The 18,551-nt window shown below is 69.3% G+C and carries 10 protein-coding genes and 1 tRNA gene; all 11 read left to right on the forward strand.

All coding sequences use genetic code 11. From position 1 onward, the window contains the following. The coding region (locus C5B96_RS17440) for a hypothetical protein (protein WP_158507192.1) at positions 1-369 on the forward strand (369 nt) is incomplete at its 5' end. After that, positions 369-3,194 (forward strand): hypothetical protein, encoded by a 2,826-nt coding sequence (locus C5B96_RS13765; RefSeq protein ID WP_104245932.1) that lies wholly within the window; start codon positions 369-371, stop codon positions 3,192-3,194. The genes C5B96_RS17440 and C5B96_RS13765, both read left to right, overlap by 1 nt. Before the next feature lie 47 nt (positions 3,195-3,241). Next, entirely contained in the window at positions 3,242-6,655 is a 3,414-nt protein-coding gene (locus C5B96_RS13770; protein WP_104245933.1) for a tubulin-like doman-containing protein, read from the forward strand. Continuing rightward, a complete protein-coding gene (locus C5B96_RS13775; RefSeq protein WP_146078188.1) occupies positions 6,655-9,993 on the forward strand; it encodes a hypothetical protein in 3,339 nt (1,112 codons plus the stop codon). The genes C5B96_RS13770 and C5B96_RS13775 overlap by 1 nt, the downstream gene beginning before the upstream one ends. 73 nt (positions 9,994-10,066) lie before the next feature. Beyond that, positions 10,067-10,627 carry an MOSC domain-containing protein gene (locus tag C5B96_RS13780; RefSeq protein ID WP_104245935.1) on the forward strand — a complete coding sequence of 187 codons (561 nt, stop codon included), beginning with the start codon at positions 10,067-10,069 and terminating at the stop codon, positions 10,625-10,627. A gap of 18 nt (positions 10,628-10,645) precedes the next feature. Next, positions 10,646-10,719, forward strand: a tRNA-Pro gene (locus tag C5B96_RS13785). Between the two features lie 599 nt (positions 10,720-11,318). Further along, entirely contained in the window at positions 11,319-11,630 is a 312-nt protein-coding gene (locus C5B96_RS18135; protein WP_369826487.1) for a helix-turn-helix domain-containing protein, read from the forward strand. A gap of 82 nt (positions 11,631-11,712) precedes the next feature. Beyond that, complete coding sequence (locus C5B96_RS13795) at positions 11,713-13,821, forward strand: amidase (protein WP_233189208.1); 2,109 nt, start codon at positions 11,713-11,715, stop codon at positions 13,819-13,821. A 37-nt stretch (positions 13,822-13,858) separates the two neighbouring features. Beyond that, complete coding sequence (locus tag C5B96_RS13800) at positions 13,859-16,201, forward strand: excinuclease ABC subunit UvrA (RefSeq protein ID WP_104245937.1); 2,343 nt, start codon at positions 13,859-13,861, stop codon at positions 16,199-16,201. Then, positions 16,201-16,818: a tetratricopeptide repeat protein gene (locus C5B96_RS13805; protein WP_104245938.1), complete on the forward strand. Its 618-nt coding sequence runs from the start codon at positions 16,201-16,203 to the stop codon at positions 16,816-16,818. Before C5B96_RS13800 ends, C5B96_RS13805 begins: the two co-directional genes overlap by 1 nt. Before the next feature lie 417 nt (positions 16,819-17,235). Continuing rightward, positions 17,236-18,264 carry a non-homologous end-joining DNA ligase gene (ligD, locus tag C5B96_RS13810; RefSeq protein WP_199176660.1) on the forward strand — a complete coding sequence of 343 codons (1,029 nt, stop codon included), beginning with the start codon at positions 17,236-17,238 and terminating at the stop codon, positions 18,262-18,264. Positions 18,265-18,551: the final 287 nt, after the last annotated feature.

Consider the following 18,551-nt stretch of genomic DNA (forward strand, 5'->3'; position numbering starts at 1 on the left):
GGGCGGGACGTGGCGAGCCCCGTTCCGCTGGTGCTCGGCGGTGCGGCCTTCGTCGTGAGCCTCGTGCTGGCTCTTGTCGAGGTGGCGGATGCCAGGGCATCCGATCTCGGATTCGTGACGCTGCCCGTGATCGAGCCGCGCCTCTGGTGGGTGGCCCTGCTCGGGTATGTGTTCACGCCGATCGTAGTGATCGTCGCCGCGGGGCTCGACCGGCTGTGGCAGCGCTCCGGCCTTCGCGACCGGTACTTCACGCCCAAGCCGCTCTACGGCAGGGTGCTGCGGCTGCTCACCTGGGCCGGCCTCGTGCTCGCGCTGTGGCACGTCGTGAACCTGGCGGCGGCTCTCTCCGACCTCTGGAGCAACCCGTGATGCGCCGCATGCTCGGCATAGCGCTCAGCGCCCTGCTCGCCATCGGCGGGGCGGCGACACTGGGTGGCGCTGCAGCTGCGCCGGCAGCCAGCCTCCCCGCAGTGTCGGCGGCTGCGGCCGCGGGCGACACGGCCCTCGACAGCACCGGCCAGGCGGCGATCGACGACGTGCGACGCTGCATCGCCTCGAACAAGCAGCTCAACGTCTTCTACCTGATCGATGCTTCGGGCAGCCTGTTCGAGTCGTCGGAGGGCGACAACGCGACCGATCCTGATTTCGTGCGCGCCGACATCCTGGGCAACAGCCTGCGGCAGCTCGCCGGGCTCGGCAACGGTGTGCAGGTGAACTACAGCGCGGGCTTCTTCGGCTCGACCTACAAGCCCGCGGCCGGCTGGTCGACGGTGACCACGGAGACCGCCGACGCGGCCGCCGGGTCGCTGGCCCAGAGCATCCGGGACCAGCCCTCGCTGAACAACACGGACTGGTCGGCCGGTATCGCCGGTGCCCAGGCGGCGCTGGCCAGCCAGCACGCCGCCAACAACGGCTGCCAGATGATGGTCTGGCTGACCGATGGCGCGCTCGACCTCGGTGGCAGCGACGCCGACAATGCAGCGGCGATCAACACGCTCTGCGGCAACGCGATCGACGGGTCGAGCCAGCCGGCCGAGGGGCTCGGGGCTTTCAACACCCTGCGCCAGAACGGCGTCGTCGTGGTCGGCGTTCTGCTGTCGGTGCATCCCGAGCAGAGTGGGGCGGCCGACCGCCAGTACATGAGGCCGCTGGTCGAGTCGTCGGGCCAGGTCAACGGCACAGCTGTGACCTGTGGGCAGTCCCCGCCGCCGAGCTCGTCGGTGAACGGTGCCCTGGTCGAGGCGAACGACCCGAGCCAGTTGGCCGTGGTGTTCGCGCAGCTGAGCGTGCTGATCAACGGGGGGTACCCGCATCCGTTCGACGCAGACGGCGGCTTCCAGGTCGACCCGGGGGTCGCGAGCTTCACCGTCATCACCTCGGACTCGGCGTGGGTGCTCACGCCGCCCGAGGGGTCGGCGCTGGCAGCCATCTCGGGCTCGGCCGCCTCAGCCGACGCGGCGGTCACGACCACGGGCGGGGCGATCCAGATCGACGTCGACGTCTCCCGTTCGGATCTCGAGGGGCGGTGGATGCTCGCCACTCCGGGAGGCGGAGACCGCCAGCTCTACTACTACAGCGGCCTCACGATCACTCCGGCGCCGGCGAACCAGCTCGTGGCGGGCCTGGCGGGCACCGTGGGCGGGCAGCTCGCCTCGACCAGCGGGCGAGCCCTCGACCTCGGCGACTACGCACAGCCGCTCGAGGTGGCCGTCTCGAAGGTTCCCGCCGACGGTTCTGCTGTGCAGTCGATCGGCACCGTCGCCGTCGCAGCGGATGGCTCGTTCAGCCTGCCGTACACGCCGGGCGCCGACGACGGCGGAGCGGTGAACCTCGAGTACACGATCGACCCGCTCACGACGGCGGCGAACGGGATCGGGCTCGCGCCGGTGAGCGCCCAGCAGCAGGTGGTCGTCACGATTCCGGCCAACTACCCGTCGGTGACCCCGTCGGCGCTGGCACTCGGAACGCTCGAGGGCGCCAAGGGCAGCGCGACCGGAACGCTGACGCTGACGGCGCCCGCCGACGGCTCCGCCGGAAGGGTGTGCTTCCCGAAGGGAGCGACGCCGACGGTCGTGACCGACCCGGCGAACCGCACAGACTCGTGGCAGTGGAGCAGTTCGGCAGCTCTGACCGACGGGTGCGTTGCGCTCGCGCCGGGGCAGAGCGTCGGCGTCGAGCTGGCGGCCTCGAATGCCGTGGCGGCCAACAGTTCGGTGACGGCGACGCTGCCGGTGACGCTCACGAGCGCCGCAGGGGAGAGCCTGCCGCAGACGGTGACCGTGTCGTTCGAGACGACCCGGCCGGTGAATGCCGCGGCGTTCAACCTGCTGGTGCTGGTTCTCGTGCTGCTGGGGCTCGCGATCGCGGTGCTGCTGCTCTGGCTGATGAACCTTCTGACGTCGGGTATCGCGCACGGGCGGCAGCTGCTGCGCGCGTCGTTCCCGGTGACGGTCGACGGTGAGCACGGTGTGGTGGGTGCGCGAGGCGTCGACCTGATGGCGGCGTCGCTCGACGACTTCAGGTACCAGGCGCCGCTCGAGACGGTGAAGACGCACGTCGACCCGGAGCTCGGGGGGCTGCGCACGCATGCGGGGCTGTTCCAGGTGCGGTACGAGATCACGGCGCCGGCGGGGTGGCGGGTGTTCACAGCGCTGGGTGCCGGGCGTGTGGCGGGCGGCGGTGCGCTCGCGGGCGCGGGGCGCGCTTCGGGCGGGCTCGGTGCGCGACGCCGGCGGCTCGTCGAAGCGGGGCACGTGGCCCCGATGCCCGAGCAGCTGAACCGGCTGTGGGCCGTCGTCGTTCGCGAGAACGACCTCGCCGCCGGTGAGCCGGGCAGCGCCATCCCCGGCCGGCTCGTGGTCTACAAGCGCAACGAGCCGAACCGGGCCGACCAGTTCGTCGACCGGATGCTCGACATCACCCGGGACCAGGCGATCTGGCCGCGACTGGCCCGCGCGCGGGCGCTGCTGATCGAGGAGCGCGCCGCGACCGGCGCGGAACGGGCATCCGGAGACCGCCCGACCGTGACGACGCCGAGCGGGCCGGCGCCCTCGCAACGGGGTGGTGACCGGGTCGCGCCCTCGTCTGCGCCGTCATCTGCACCGCCGCCCGTCACCCGCTCGCCCGGGAGCCTGCCGCCGCCTCCGCCACCCCGCGGCGCCGGCGATGCGCCGCCCCCGGCGCCCCGCCGCTGACCCGGCCCTCGACCTCACAGACCCGACCACCTGCCCAGGAGGCACACATGCTCAGACCGTTTCTCATCATCGGCGTCGGCGGTTCCGGCGGAAAGACCCTGCGCGGGCTCCGGCACGCACTCGAACTGCGCCTCCAGCAGGCCGGCTGGCAGGAGGGCCTGCCCGCCGCGTGGCAGATGCTGCACTTCGACACCCCGATCGCGCAGGACGGCGCGGACTACCCGCAGCCCTTCATGCCGCCGCAGAACTACAAGGGGCTCGTGACGGGCGGTGGAGCCTACGAGAGCGTCTTCGGCGGCATCGTGCACGGCAAGAAGATCGCCAATCAGGCGATGGACGACGTCGTTCGCCAGCTTCCCGACCCCAAGAGGGTTCCGGTCGACGTGACGAAGGGCGCGGGCCAGTTCCGCGCCGTGGGGCGAGCCGTCGCACTCTCGAAGCTCTCCGACATCGCGAAGGCCGCCTCCGAGGCGATCAACACGATGAGCGACGCTAAGGCGCTCGGGCAGCTGCGCACTCTCGGTGATGTGCTGAAGGCGAAGAGCGACGGCGGCGTGACGCCGAACCCCACGGTCATCGTGGTCTCCTCCATCGCGGGCGGCTCCGGTGCCGGCCAGTACATCGATGTCATCGAGGCGATCAAGGCGACCGCCAAGACGCAGCCCTGGGCGTACCAGTTCTTCAGCCTGCTCTTCGCGCCCGACGTGTTCGACCAGATCAAGGGCAGCGGCGGCATCCCGAGCAACGCGCTTGCCACCGTTGCAGAGACGATGAACGGCTTCTGGACGACGAACCCCTCGCAGTCGACCATCGAGCTCTTCAAGAGCAAGGGCCTGACTCCCTCGTACGGCGGTGCGCGCGACAAAGTCGGCGGTGCGTACCCGTTCATCATCGGTCGCCAGAACTCGAAGATCTCGTTCGACAACCAGGGTGAGGTGTACTCGGCGCTCGCGACGAGTGTCGCGGCCTGGATGACCGACGACAAGGTGCAGGGCGACATCGACGAGTACGCCACCGGCAACTGGACGGCGAACGTCGGCGCGAACAAGCTCAGCGACGAGTCCCGGTTGATGCGGCCGATCGACCAGTCGCCGCCGTTCTCCTCGCTCGGCTTCGGCCGGGTGACGCTCGGGCGCGAGAAGTTCCTCGACTACGCCGCCGAACGCTTCGCCCGATCATCCGTCGACCGGATGCTGCACTGGCACGCCGAGAGCGACCCCCTCTTCAAGGAACGCACCCGCGAGGAGTGGATCGCCCTGAAGGCCTCGTGGGCCCTCACCGGGTTCATCAGCGCGGCCGGTCTCGACGAAGAGACCGAGGAGCGCAACGACGTGACCGACGCGCTGCGGGATGCACCGGCCCAGCAGCTGCTGCAGCTCGCCTTCGAGAAAGACGTGCTCGACTCGGCCGGTGCCGAGAGTTCGCTCGACCGCACCGGGGGGCTCGACATCTCGATCTGGCAGGAACGCCTGATCGCCGAGCACCGCGACAGGGTCGGGCGCTACCTCGACCGCGACACGGCCAATCGGCAGGCGAAGCTGAACGAGTGGATCGCGACGCAGCCCGACCATATTCTCGCCACCGTCGAGCAGGCGATCGCCGAGCACGGCCTGCCGGTCGCCGTAGAGGTTCTGAACCGCACCGGCCGCGTGCTGAAGAGCGCGGGGGAGTCCCTGCGGCAGGAGGCCGAGCAGCGGCGCGGCTGGGTGGCGCAACTCGACGGGTACATCCACAGTGAGCTGAGCCAGGCGCCGAGCCAGAACTCGATCCGGCCCGAGCAGGATCCCGTTCAGACCGCTGTGCAGCGTGTCGGCCAAGCGTTCGAGTGGGAGTCGGAGGCCCGGCTGCGCGAGAGCACGGCGGCCCTGCTGCACGAGTTGCAGCGTGACTTCCTCGATCCGCTCCGCAGTCACCTGGCGAGCAGTCTCGCCGCTCTGCAGTCGCGGGTCTCCGAGCAGAACCACTCCGACGGCCGCGTCAACGAGTACGAGTTCTGGCCACGCCAAGACGACCAGACCGTGCCGCGCAAGTACGCGCCGGCGCCGAACGAACGGTTGCTGGTCGAGGTCGCCGAATACCCGCGGGAGTTCGAATCCCTCGTCTCCTCCGCCGCGAACGGCGTGCAGTTCGGCGACGCGATGCCGCAGGTGATGGGCACGATCCTGCTCGGCACGATCGGCGACGAGACGGTCACCGATGCGAACCAGCGCTGGCGACTCATCCAGAGCACCCGCTCGTGGAAGCCGGTGGTGACCGCCGAGGCGACCCACGTGGTGTCCGCACCCCAGCTGCCCCGGTTCACCTTCGCCGACCAGCCCGAGGTCTACGTCGAGCGCGCCCGCATCTGGATGCTGCGCCAGGGCACGGCCTTCCAGAGCTACATCACCGAAGACCTGCGCACCTACTTCGACGAGCAGCACGTCGACCCGTCGCTGTTCAAGCGCCGGAAGGACAAGTTCACCGAGCAGCTGCGGGCGGCCCTCGGGTCGAGCGAGCCGCTGGTCAAACTGAACCCCGCGCTGCTCAGCGAGGTGCACGGCAAGTCGGTCGGTGAGGGCACGCGGCTGGTGTTCAGCTCGATCCCCTTCGAAGCGGGAACCGAGATGTACGAGGTGACGAAGCACGCCCTCGTCACACAGGGCGTGTGGGACGACACCGTCTCGAAGGGCTGGTTCCAGGATGCCCGGGTCGACGGCATCGAGATCTTCGCCATGTCGGGCTTCCCCTACCAGCCGTTCGTCATGGACTCGGTGATGGAGCCCATCGCCCGGGGCTGGCTCGCCGAGTCGAACAACGTGAACTCGCGCGCCGCCTTCTGGAAGTGGAAGCGCTCGCGACTGCTGGCCGAAGCCGTGCCGGCCGACCCCGAGGTGATCGAGTCGATCATCCGCGGCTGGTACGTGGCGAAGGCGCTCGGCCAGCTGGCCGTCGACACGAGCGACGACGCCCGCGGGCCCGCCCTCAGCGTGTGGGACGCCGAGCACCGCTCGTACGCCTCGTTCCCGCATCCGCTGCTCTACCCCGGCATCGCCCCCTCGAACGACTACCCGGGCATCGTGCTCGAGTCGCTGATCGTTGCGATGGCGCTGATCAGCTCGCAGGCCTCGCTGCAGCCGCTCTACGCGTACCACGCGCTGATGGAGCTCGGCGGGGCGCCGGGGCAACTGTCGCGCCCGCTCTCGGAGTGGATCCGGTCGGGCGAGCTCGGCGGAGGCGCACCGGTTCCCGATGCCGAACGGGCCGGGGGAGCATCCGCCCCCCTCGCCGCTCGCCAGAGCGCACTGCAGACCTTCCTCGAGAGCGAGCTCGACGACTTCCGTGCCGAGATCGTGACGCAGGATGCCCGCACCAGCGTCTACAACTACCCGGTGAGCTGGGAGATCCGCGACCTGGTCACCCGCGTGCTGGGCGATCTGCGTGACGGGGTCGTCGAGATCAAGGCCGCGAAGTCGGGTATCTAGTGGCAGCTCAGGGAATGTGGCCGAACGGCGCGGTGAGCATCGTGCTGCTGCCGAGCGGCGAGCAGGGTGCGGCGCTGTTCGACCTCGCCCGCGACTGGGTCGGGCTCTCTCTGCTCGCTCCGGCCCTCTTCGTGCGGCCCGAGCGGGTCAGCATGCTGCCCGACAGCCCGCCCAGCGTGCGCGCGTGGGTGATCGGTGTCGACGGCAATCGTGAGGTGCAGCAGATCGATGTCGACCTCTTCGAAGCCCTGGCCCGGGAATCGCTGTCGCTCGTGCGGCTGATCAAGGTGCGTTCCGCCTCGCCGAGCCGCGAGAACGACGAACTGCAGGATGCGATCGGGCAGAGCGTCAGCGACTACATCTCCCTCTCGCTGCCCTCGGTGAACCCGGAATACTCGCACCTCGCGGCCAGAACGTCGCTGATGAAGGTGAGCCTGATCGCGGCGCCCACCGAGTTCCAACTGCGCGAACGAGTCGAGTGGGCAGAGAACGACCAGGGTGTGACGCTCGTGGCGTCGCCCGAAGACCGGTCGAGCCCGTGGGCCGGTGACGCCTTCGTGCGCGACAACGCGCGGTTCGTCGGCTTCACCCTGATGCACATCGCGACGGTCGGCGGGCTCTGGAACGGCGTGCCGACCGGGTCGCTCGAACTGATGCAGTCGTCGGCTCCCTCGGGCGGAATCTGGATGCCTCGGGTCTTCGTCAACGGCGTGATGACCGACGGTCTCGCCCGACGTGTGGCGGCGCAGGTGCTCGACCAGGCGTCAGACCCGCACTCGGCGCTGATCGACCCGTCGCGTGGGGTGCCCGCGGAGGGCACGAGCGCGATCCCCGACGAGCGCATCGACGACTACGTCGGAGCGATGGTGGATGCCGCGTTCCAGCTCGACGACAAGAAGCTCGCCTACCGCGCGCCCGCGTCGATCGGCTCGCTCGCCAAACCGCGCGTCGGGGCCTTCCGCCAACTCGGGCTCTTTCTCGCCTTCGCGGCGGAGAAGATCCTCTGGATGCCGTACTGGTTCGTCGCGTTCTTCCGCGACGGCTTCGCCGCTGCGGTGCAGCGACTGTTCCAGGGCGCCAAGGGGCGACTCGAGGTGGGCGCGGCGACGCGGGTCGACGCGCGCGACCGGATGCTGCTGGCGGCCCGCTCTGCGCTCGTCGAGGCCGAGGCGACCGCCCAGGAGACCCTGCGCTCACCGGCAGCCGCGAGTGCCCTCCGTTCGACCCCCCGCCTCTGGACGGGGCTCCGCGAACTCGTCTTCGGCTCGCTCGACGGCAGCGCAGACCTCGAAGACCGCGGGTTCACGCCCATCGAAGACAAGACGCCGGTCTTCGGGCGGGTCAGCGACGTGCTGCCCGACTCCACGGATGTGTGGCAGTTCCCGGCGTCACCGGTTCCGCCCGGGTTCCCGGCCAGCGTCGGGTCGCAGAACCTGCACGAGGGTACAGAGCTCCGCGAGAAGCTCGGGCGGGCGATGCACGAGACGCGGGTGCTCGCCGAGAAGGCCGACTCCGACTACGACGACGCGCAGGCGGAATACGTCGCGGCATCCGCCCGACACGAGACGCTGCGAGAGTACCTGCTCGCACAGGGCGCGATCGCGCCAGAGGGGGGTGCCGGGGGTGACGGCGGTGCCGGAGGTGCGCCCACGGTGTTGGTGCCCGATGCGTCGCTCGCGGCATCCCTTTCAGAGAACCTGTCGTCGTCACCCGGAGCGGTCTCGGAGTCGGCGGTCGACGATCCCTTCGCGTCGCTTCGACCGTATCTCGCCGAGTTCCTGGCCCTGCCGGCCCGCCTGCAGGCGCTCGAGCTCGCGGGCTCGACCCTGCGCGACACGCAGAACCAGCTGGCGGAGCGACTCACCACCTACCGCGCGGCACTCGACTCGTTCGAGACCTGGCTCAGCCAGCGCGAGCGGTCGTTCCTCTGGCAGATGCTCGCCCGCATGAACCGGGCCCGTGACACGGCCCGCTCCGACCTCGACGGGTTCACCCGGCGCATCTCGGCCACCGAGCTGCCCGAAGACGGCACGCTCGTCAGGCTGCGCCAGACCTTCCACGGGCGGGTACTCACGTCGACGTCGATTCTGCTGCTGATCGCGCTGGTGGCGGTTCTGCTGCCTCGCGCCGTGCAGATTGTGCGCGACTGGCGGTTCTATCCAGACGATTGGATGATCGTCACCTGCGTTGTCGTGCTGATCGTCATATTCCTTCTGGGCTATCTGGCGAGCTACTACCGCGGCTGGTCGGAGTTCGACCGAACCGTGAGCGAGACGATCGACGAGCTGCACCAACTCGGCCGGGCGACGACCCAGGTGCGGAGCGAGCTGCACCGCCTGTCGAGCCTGCACACGCAGAGCATGGACTGGCTCGAACTGCTCGCGGTCTCGCTGTACCGGCCGTGGGCGGTGCGGCCGGCCTGGCTCGACTCGGGGCTGAGTTCGCTCGACACCCTGTCGATGCCGTTCGCGATGCAGGTGGCGCAGGCCTACGAAGGCACCTCGTCGGAGTCGATCCGGCTGCAGCACGCCGCGGCCCGCAGCCTCGTGCGTGTGGGGTGGCGCGCCCGCGCGTTCGAAGAGATGCTCACGGCGATCGGCGCCCGCCTCGGCCTCTCTGCCGAGCAGCTCGGGCTCGACGCCCTCGACCACGACCTGCCGCACGCCTCGAACAACTCGCGGCGCATCGTGCGCGACAACATGACCGACGACGTGCTGCTCGAGTCGGTTGCACGCCTGCACCTCGGCGAGCTCATCCAGGCGGTGCAGAGCGGGGCGCTCTACGAGTCGAAGCCGCGCGTGCGCCGCATGGTCTCCGACCCGCTCGCTGCGCTGCAGGCGGATGCCGCGGGAATCGACCGGGGAGTCGAAGACCTCGAATGGGGAGCGTTCCTCACCGGGGCCCTCGGCGAGGAGAGCGACCCGATCACGCCGCTCAGCGCCCTCGGCATCGCGCCGTTCGAGCTGCAGGACGGGCACCACATCGAGCCCTCGACCTACATCCTCGGGCCCGCCCGCATTGCGTCGTCGCTCGCGTCGCGCCCACGGGTGCACGTGTCGTCGTACAGCGACGCGGTCGCTCGGCCGCTCGATGTCGTGCTGCGGGTGGACCTCGCGGGGCCGCTGCCGCTCGGGGCGGTGCACCTGTGGGGCGACAGCCGCAGGCGGCATCCGCAGCTCGCGCCGCAGCCCGGTGCCGGTGGCGCTGCCGCTTCTGCGTGGGTTGACGGAGGTGCGGGCGCTGGCGCTTTCTCGCCGCGCTGCCCGCGCTGCGGCAAGACGACGTGCCCCGGCGCGGCATCCGGTCGGGCATCCGACTGCGTCAACTCGGGAATCTAGCCCCGGGTCGCCGCCTGTCCCGGGCGGTTCCCGTGACTCGCTAGGCTGGTGCGAACATCTGGAGGAGGTGCGTATGGCCGACGTCGTGGCCGTCTGCGTCGTGCATGCGCTCCGCCCCGACGACGGATCGATCGGCACCACTGCCATCGACAAACGCCCCGTCGACGGCCCGGTACGCGTCAGGCCGTACGGCCTGCACGCGGATGTTCAGGCCGATCGTAAACACCATGGCGGCCTCGACCAGGCGATCTACGTCTACGCGCAGGCCGACGCCACCTTCTGGGAGGGCTCGCTCGGGCGCGACCTGCCGCCCGGCTGGTTCGGGGAGAACCTCCGCGTCGACGACATCGACGTATCGGGCGCCCCGATCGGTTCGCAGTGGCAGATCGGAGCATCCGTCGTCGTCGAGGTCACCTCCCCGCGCACGCCCTGCCAGACCTTCGCCCGCTGGGTGGGCGGGCCGGATGAACGGGGGTGGGTGAAGCGTTTCGCTGCCGCCGGGCGCCCCGGCGCCTACCTCCGCGTCGTGAAGCCGGGCACGATCGCGGCCGGCGACCCCATCGTGGTGCTGTCGTCGCCGCCGAACGCGCCCACCATCGCCGAGGTGTTCGCGGGCACCCGCTCTGTGGGCTAATATGGACAAGTTGTCCCACGGGCTGTAGCGCAGCTTGGTAGCGCACCTGACTGGGGGTCAGGGGGTCGCAGGTTCAAATCCTGTCAGCCCGACAACACGGAAAAGGGTCGCCCTGAGGGGCGGCCCTTTCTGCTTTCCCGGACTGCTTCGGCTTCGCCTCGCGCATGGAGGAATGTATATTGACTGATACTCAGGTAAGTTGATGCTCATTGAATCCACTTCCGAGGAGGTCATCTGCGTCGTGGCTGGTTTGGACGATCGAGTACGAGGGTGACGCTTTCGAGGTCTTCATACTCTCGCTCCCGGTATATGAGCAGGCTGTTCTCGTAGCGGCTATCGAGCATGTCCTGGCGACCTACGGGATCGACATCTGCGCGGGTGAGTGGGGCAAGCCGCTGGGCGGTGGACTCTATGAGTTCCGGGTTCGGAAGTCACTTCAGGCGATTCGTGCAAGCGCCGGTCTCAGTGCTGCGAATAGAGCAGGTGTGGACTGAAGCGTCTTCTGCACGTTCCACGGGGACCGGATCGTGCTGCTGCATCATGGTTACGACAAGAAATCCGACCCTTCGGCGAAGAGGCAGCAACGCGAGATAGCGCGAGCTCGGAAGATGCATGAACAGTGGAAGCGACGACGACGCACTTGATGAAGTATGTGGTTTAGCACATAATAGGGGAGACGGGAGAGAAGACCATAGCAAGAGACTTCAATGAACTCGCCGATCGTGCGAAGGCAGACTGGCCGGATGCCGCCCGCAAGGTCTACACCGAGGCATCCGCCGGGTTCGCGGCCGAGCTCACCGAGCGTGCGGAGCTCGGCAGCATGCTTGCGGCGGCTCGCAAAGCACGTTCCCTCACACAACCTGCCCTCTCCGAACTGACCGGTATACAGCAGGCCGAGATCAGTCGCATCGAACGCGGGACGGGCAACCCCACTGCGGCGACCCTTCTGCGCCTGGCTGACGCGCTGGGGCAGCGCGTGATGCTGGTCCCGTTCAACCGCTGACCCAGACGCCACCAATTCAGTGGGCATAGCCGCGGCGCGGCGCGGCCGGCCTGCCATGATGGAGGCGACGGAAGGCGGAGGCATGCAGCAGACCGGCGGAGCGCAGAGCGGCGCGCAGAAGAGCAGCGGAGCGCAGAGCGGCGTGCAGCGGATCGACGTGGTGGAGATGAGCGTCGGCGAGATGCTGGCGGCGCTCGACGAGGGGCGCGTGACGAGCGTCGAGCTGGTGTGCGCCTACCTCAACCGCATCGCGTACTACGACCGCACGGGGTTGTGCCTGCACGCGATCGCGGTGCTTGATCCGACCTGCCTGGAGCAGGCTGCGGCCTCCGACGCCCGCCGCGCGGCCGGTGGCCCGGTGCGGCCGCTGGAGGGCATCCCGTTCACCGTGAAAGACAGCTACAAGGTCGAAGGCCTGACCGTGGCATCCGGCAGCCCCGCGCTCGCCGAGCTGGTGGCGACCGGCGACGCGGCATCCGTCGCCCAGCTGCGTGCCGCCGGCGCCGTGCTGCTCGGCAAGACGAACATGCCGCCGATGGCCGCGGGCGGCATGCAGCCGGGCCTCTACGACTACGCCCGGAGCCCCTACCACCCGCAGTTCCTGACGGCCGCGTACGGGTCGGGGTCGTCGAGTGGATCGGGTACGGCGACGGCGGCGAGTCTCTGCGCCTTCGGCATGGCGGAGGAGACGGTGTCGTCGGGGCGGGCGCCCGCGTCGAACAACAGCCTGGTGGCGTACACGCCGTCGAGGGGAGTGCTGTCGATCCGCGGCAACTGGCCGCTGCGGCCGACCTGCGACGTCGTCGTGCCGCACACGCGCACGGTCGCCGACCTGCTGCTGCTGCTCGATGTGCTCGCCGTCGGCGACGACGACCGGAGCGGCGACTTCTGGCGTGAGCAGTCCGCGGTCGCCCTGCCTGCGCCCGAGGAGGTGCTGCCTCATCCGGTCGCCAGGCCCCGCCCGAGACGGCTCGACGGGCTGCGCATCGGGGTGCCGCGCCTCTACATCGGCGAGGATGCCGCGCCGATCGACCCGCCGGCCATCCGCCCGAGTGTGCGGGCGCTCTGGGACCGAGCGGCCGACGACCTGCGGGCGCTCGGTGCGGAGGTCGTCGAGGTCGACTTTCCCGTCGTGTCGAACTACGAGGAGGACCGGCCCGGCGCCGAAGGCCTGGCCGACCGCGGCCTCGTTCCCGCGAACTGGCGCGCCCTCGAAGGCGGAACCGTCACCGCGATGGCGCTCGACGCCTTTCTGCGCGACAACGCCGACCCGACCCTGTCGAGTTGGGCCGATGTCGACGGTGACACCGTCTTTCCTGTTGCCGATGCGCCGGTTCCGGTGTGGATCACGCGCGCCCGCGGCGGGTTCGACTGGCAACGGCTCGCCGAGCTGGTCAAGCAGGGGCTGCCGGCGACGTTCGACGAGGTGCCGGGCCTCGCGCAGCTGCTGACCGGCCTCGAGACTGCCCGGCGGGTCGATTTCGAAGAGTGGATGCTCGCCCAGCGCCTCGATCTCGTCGTCTTCCCCGCGGCGGGCGACGTGGGCCGGGTCGACCTGTTCACCCGCCCCGAGAGCCTGGAGGCGGCCTCCCGCAACGGCGTGGTCTATTCGAACGGCAACCGCGTGATCCGGCACCTCGGTATACCGACCGTCACGGTTCCGATGGGGTTCATGGCCGACCTCCAGATGCCGGTGGGGCTCACCTTCGCCGGTGCGGCCTACAGCGATGACCGTCTGCTCGACTACGCGTCGGCGTATGAGGGCGCGACGCGGCGGCGGCAGCCGGCGTTCCTGACGCCGACGCTGCCGAGCAACCAGATCGATGTGGCGGTCGGGCTGGCTGGGCAATCTCCGACTCCGGATGCCGCGGGGCTGGTCGAGTCGGCTCTGGATGCCGCGGGGCTGCCCGCATCGTCTGCGATGGCGTCGAGCCTGACGGTCGTGTCGATCGAGGCGCGGGGCCGGTCGTGGGAGGTGGAGGTGCGGGTCGATGACGCCACTGCTGCGGATCGCGCATCCACCACTCGCGTGTGGGCCGACGGCCACATTCTGCGCGCGGTGCCGGGGGAGCCGGGCGTCTTTCGCGGGAAGGTGTCGCTGTCGCGGGCCCGTCTCAGCGCCGAGATGATGATCCTGGTCGCGACGGGCCGCTCGTCGGCGTCACTGATCATCGAGCCGCTGCCCCAGTAATGAGCGAATGTCGGAAGGCTTCGCTAGCATCGGGGGCATGAACGAGACACGCCATGCGGCCGACCGCCACGACCTCATCGAGGTGTTCGGCGCGCGCGAGAACAACCTGAAGAACGTCTCCGTCGAGATTCCGAAACGGCGGCTCACGGTGTTCACGGGGGTGTCGGGGTCGGGCAAGAGTTCGCTGGTGTTCGGCACAATCGCGGCGGAGTCGCAGCGGCTCATCAACGAGACCTACACGGCGTTCGTGCAGTCGTTCATGCCGAGCCTCGGGCGCCCGGAGGTCGACGGGCTGACGGGGCTGACGACGGCGATCATCGTCGACCAGGAGCGCATGGGCGCGAATGCGCGGTCGACCGTCGGCACCGCGACCGATGCGAATGCGATGCTCCGTATCCTGTACAGCCGGCTGGCCGAGCCGAACCTCGGGCCGTCGTTCCGCTACGGGTTCAACAGCCCGGAGGGCATGTGCCCGCGCTGCGAGGGGCTCGGCGAGGTGAACGACATCGACATCGACGAGCTGGTCGACCGGTCGCTCTCGCTCGAGCAGGGTGCCATCAGAGTGCCGGGCTACACGCCTGACGGGTGGTACGTGCGCATCTACACGGAGTCGGGCTTCGTCAACGGAACGAAGAAGATCAGCGACTTCACCGCCCAGGAGCTCGACGACTTTCTGTACCGGCCCGCCGCCAAGGTCACGATCGCGAACACGAACATGACCTACGAGGGCCTGGTGCCGAAGGTGCAGCGCTCGATGCTCTCGAAAGACCGGGATTCGATGCAACCGCACATCCGCGCGTTCGTCGACAGGGCGGTGACGTTCACGACCTGCCCCGACTGCGGCGGCACCCGGCTGAACCCCAAGGTACGGGGCTCGACGATCGACGGGCGCAGCATCGCAGACTGCACGGGCATGCAGATCAGCGACCTCGCGATGTTCGTGCGCGGCATCGGCGAGGCATCCGTCGCGCCCATCGTCGACACGCTCTCGCAGACGCTGGAGTCGTTCGTCGAAATCGGGCTCGGCTACCTCAGCCTCGACCGCCGATCGAGCACGCTCTCGGGTGGTGAGGCACAGCGGGTGAAGATGGTGAGGCACCTGGGGTCGAGCCTGACCGACGTGACGTACGTGTTCGATGAGCCGACCGTCGGGCTCCACCCGCACGACATCCAGCGCATGAACGGGCTGCTGCTGCGGCTCCGAGACAAGGGCAACACGGTGCTGGTGGTCGAACACAAGCCCGAGACGATCGGGATCGCCGACTACGTGGTCGACCTCGGGCCGGGGGCCGGCGCGGGTGGTGGCGAGATCTGTTTCACGGGCACGGTCGAGGGGTTGCGGGCGTCGTTGACGCTCACCGGGCGGCACCTCGGCGACCGAACGCGGCTGCGCGAGGCGACCCGGCCGGTGGGCCCGGTGCTCGAGATCCGCGGAGCAACGCGGCACAACCTGCAGAACGTCGATGTGGATGTTCCGCTCGGCATACTGACGGTCGTCACCGGGGTCGCGGGGTCGGGTAAGAGCTCGCTGATCCACGGGTCGATTCCGCGCGGTGCGAACGTGGTGTCGGTCGACCAGACGCCGATCCGCGGGTCGCGGCGCAGCAACCCGGCGACCTACACGGGGCTGCTCGAACCGATCCGCACGGCGTTCGCGAAGGTGAACAAGGTCAAGCCGGCGCTGTTCAGCGCGAACTCGACGGGGGCGTGCCCGAACTGCAACGGTGCCGGGGTCATCTACACCGACCTGGCGATGATGGCCGGGGTGGCGACGGTCTGCGAGGAGTGCGGTGGGGCGCGGTTCCAGGCGCAGGTGCTCGAGTACCGGCTCGGCGGGCGCAACATCGCGGAGGTTCTGGCGATGTCGGTGGGGGAGGCCGAGGCGTTCTTCGCGGCGGCCGGTGCGGGGGCTGCGGTCGGCGCTGGGGCTGCCGATGCTGCACAGGCGGGGGCGGGTGCCGCGGCGAAGGCGGCCCACGCGATCCTCGAGCGGATGCGCGACGTGGGCCTCGGCTACCTGAGCCTCGGCCAGCCGCTGACCACGCTCTCTGGAGGCGAGCGGCAGCGTCTCAAACTCGCCATCCACATGGCGGAGAAAGGCGGCATCTACGTGCTCGATGAACCGACCTCCGGCCTGCACCTCGCCGACGTTGAGCAGCTGCTCGCCCTCCTCGACCGGCTCGTCGAATCCGGCAAGTCGGTCATCGTCATCGAGCACCACCAGGCGGTGATGGCGCATGCCGACTGGATCATCGACATCGGCCCCGGAGCCGGGCACGACGGTGGCCGGGTGGTGTTCGAGGGCACCCCCGCAGATCTTGTGGCTGCGAGGTCGACGCTCACGGGCATCCACCTCGCCGAGTACGTGGGGGCGAGCTGATGGCCGACGCAGACGACGGCTTCGCCGGTGGCGGTGTTCCCGCGGGTGGTCTTCCGTCGGGTGGCCTTCCCTGTGGTGGTCTCGCGGAGGCCGAGCTCGAGGCGGCGATCGCACGCGGGTACGCCGAGCGAGACCGCGGGAACATGGCGCCGACGATCACCTACTTCCGAAGGCTCCTCGACGAGCATCCCGGCAGCGCCCGCCTGCTCTACGAAGTGGGCGGTGCCCACGACACGGCCGGCGAGGAGCAGACCGCCCGCGTCTTCTACGAGCGGGCTCTGGATGCCGGACTGAGCGGCGACGTGCTGCGCCGCTGCCTGCTGCAGTACGGCAGCACCCTCCGCAACCTCGGCCTCTTCGACGACTCCCTCGCCGCGCTGGAGCGGGCCCGCCGGGAGTTCCCCGACTCGGACTCGGTGCGGTTGTTCCTCGCCCTGTCGCTGCACGCCGCCTCCCGCAGCGACGCAGCCGTTGCGGAGCTGCTGCAGCTCGCCGCCGACCGCATCACGACCCCCGAGGTCGCGCGCTACGCTCCCGCCCTCCGCGGCAACGCTGCGTACCTCGCAGACCTCGACCTAGCCCGCCCTCCCGCGCCGCCCGCCGACCCCGTCGACTGATCGAGACGAGGGCGGGAGGGGAACGACGGAGCGCATAAGTCGCCCGCGCTGCGATTTCCTGCCGCGGCGAGGGCGGAGGGTGGGCAGGAAATCGCTCGGTTCGTCGAAAGCCTCGATCGACGCATTTCGAAGCGCGCCTCGAGTTATCACAGAATCAGGGACGCTCTTCACCGTGCAGTGAATCACTAAAGCTTTCGAGGTGAACCTCGGCGGGGTCGTACCGGCAGGGAGGGCCGCACTTCGTGGTCACCGTGTGTGCTGTCATAGCTACGCAGGGGATGACATTCGAAACGCTGTTTCTCTGCCCCGTGCTCGAGCTTCCGCAGGGCGGTCAAGCGAGCAGCCTGAACCATAGCACGGAATGAACATCAATCAGAAATCGATGCCAGCGCACCGCCCGGCGACTACCGTGGAGGCATGGCAAGCGAAGCGGTGATGCTCGATGTTCCCGGCGCCGGCGACGGCGAGGCCCGGCAGGTGCGGCTGTCAAGCCCGAGCCGGGTGCTCTGGCCCGATCCCGGCATCACCAAGCTCGACCTGGCGAACTACATCGTCGCGGTCGGCGATGCGTTCGTGCGGGCCAATGGCGACCGTCCGATCTCGCTGCAGCGCTTTCCCGAGGGCATCGACGGGGAACAGTTCTTCTCCAAGAATCCGCCGAAGGGAGCGCCGGACTTCGTGCGCTCGGTGAAGGTCGTCTACCCGAGCGCCCGCTCGCATCCGCAGCTCGTCATCGACGAGCCCGCCACGGCGGTCTGGGCCGTACAGATGAACACCGTCGTCTTCCATCCGTGGGCGTCGCGTGCCGAGACGAGCGACTTTCCCGACCAGTTGCGCATCGACCTCGACCCGCAGCCGGGCACCGACTTCGACGATGCGATTCCTGCCGCATTCGAGCTGCAGAAGGTGCTCGACGAGGCCGGTCTCGTGGCGTTCGTGAAGACATCCGGCAACCGCGGCTTGCATGTGTTCGCGCCGATCGAGCCGACACACGAATTTCTCGAGGTGCGTCACGCGGTGATCGCGGCCGCCCGCGAACTCGAACGACGCATGCCCGACACGGTCACGACCGCGTGGTGGAAGGAGGAGCGCGGCACGCGCATCTTCGTCGACTTCAACCAGGCCAATCGCGATCGCACCATGGCGGGCGCATACAGCCCGCGCGCGCTCGCCCACGCGCCGGTCTCGACGCCGCTCGAATGGAGTGAACTCGGCAGCGCTGACCCGAAAGCGTTCACGATCGGCACGGTTCCCGAGCGGCTCCGGATGATCGGGGATCCGTGGGAGCGGATGCATGACCACCCGGGCACCATCGACGTGCTGCTCTCGTGGTGGGAGCGCGACCTGGCCGCCGGTCTCGGTGAGCTGCCGTTCCCGCCGGACTATCCGAAGATGCCGGGGGAGCCGCCGCGGGTGCAGCCGAGCAGGGCCAAGAAGGTGGAGTGAGGCGGCCGCGCCGGGCGTGCTGCGCGGCGGTTTGTGCCACACGGCCGGTCGCCGCAGTCATCCCGAATCTGAGACTGTGAGGCTTTGTTCAGGAAGGCAACGTATTTTGAGGGCTTCGTCCCGCTGAAAGCCTCTGGTTGCGGGCGTTCGACGAGATGATCCCGCGTCTCGCCTTTCATATCCGATTGCATCTTCGCTCTGTGCGGTTGCTTACCCCGACCGCCCGGAGCCTCGCTGAGCCCTGAGGGCTCGCTCCATGTGGATGCCCGTGCGCCCGTTTCTGAGGC

Origin of the sequence: Subtercola sp. Z020 (assembly GCF_002931235.1) — a bacterium.
GTDB lineage: Bacteria > Actinomycetota > Actinomycetes > Actinomycetales > Microbacteriaceae > Subtercola.

Excerpts from the sequence above, each read along its gene's own strand:
- C5B96_RS13770 (WP_104245933.1), top strand. The coding sequence starts at position 3,242 with ATGCTCAGACCGTTTCTCATCATCGGCGTCGGCGGTTCCGGCGGAAAG.
- C5B96_RS13780 (WP_104245935.1), top strand. The coding sequence starts at position 10,067 with ATGGCCGACGTCGTGGCCGTCTGCGTCGTGCATGCGCTCCGCCCCGAC.
- C5B96_RS13795 (WP_233189208.1), top strand. The coding sequence starts at position 11,713 with ATGCAGCAGACCGGCGGAGCGCAGAGCGGCGCGCAGAAGAGCAGCGGA.
- C5B96_RS13800 (WP_104245937.1), top strand. The coding sequence starts at position 13,859 with ATGAACGAGACACGCCATGCGGCCGACCGCCACGACCTCATCGAGGTG.
- ligD (WP_199176660.1), top strand. The coding sequence starts at position 17,236 with ATGGCAAGCGAAGCGGTGATGCTCGATGTTCCCGGCGCCGGCGACGGC.
- C5B96_RS13805 (WP_104245938.1), top strand. The coding sequence starts at position 16,201 with ATGGCCGACGCAGACGACGGCTTCGCCGGTGGCGGTGTTCCCGCGGGT.
- C5B96_RS13765 (WP_104245932.1), top strand. The coding sequence starts at position 369 with ATGCGCCGCATGCTCGGCATAGCGCTCAGCGCCCTGCTCGCCATCGGC.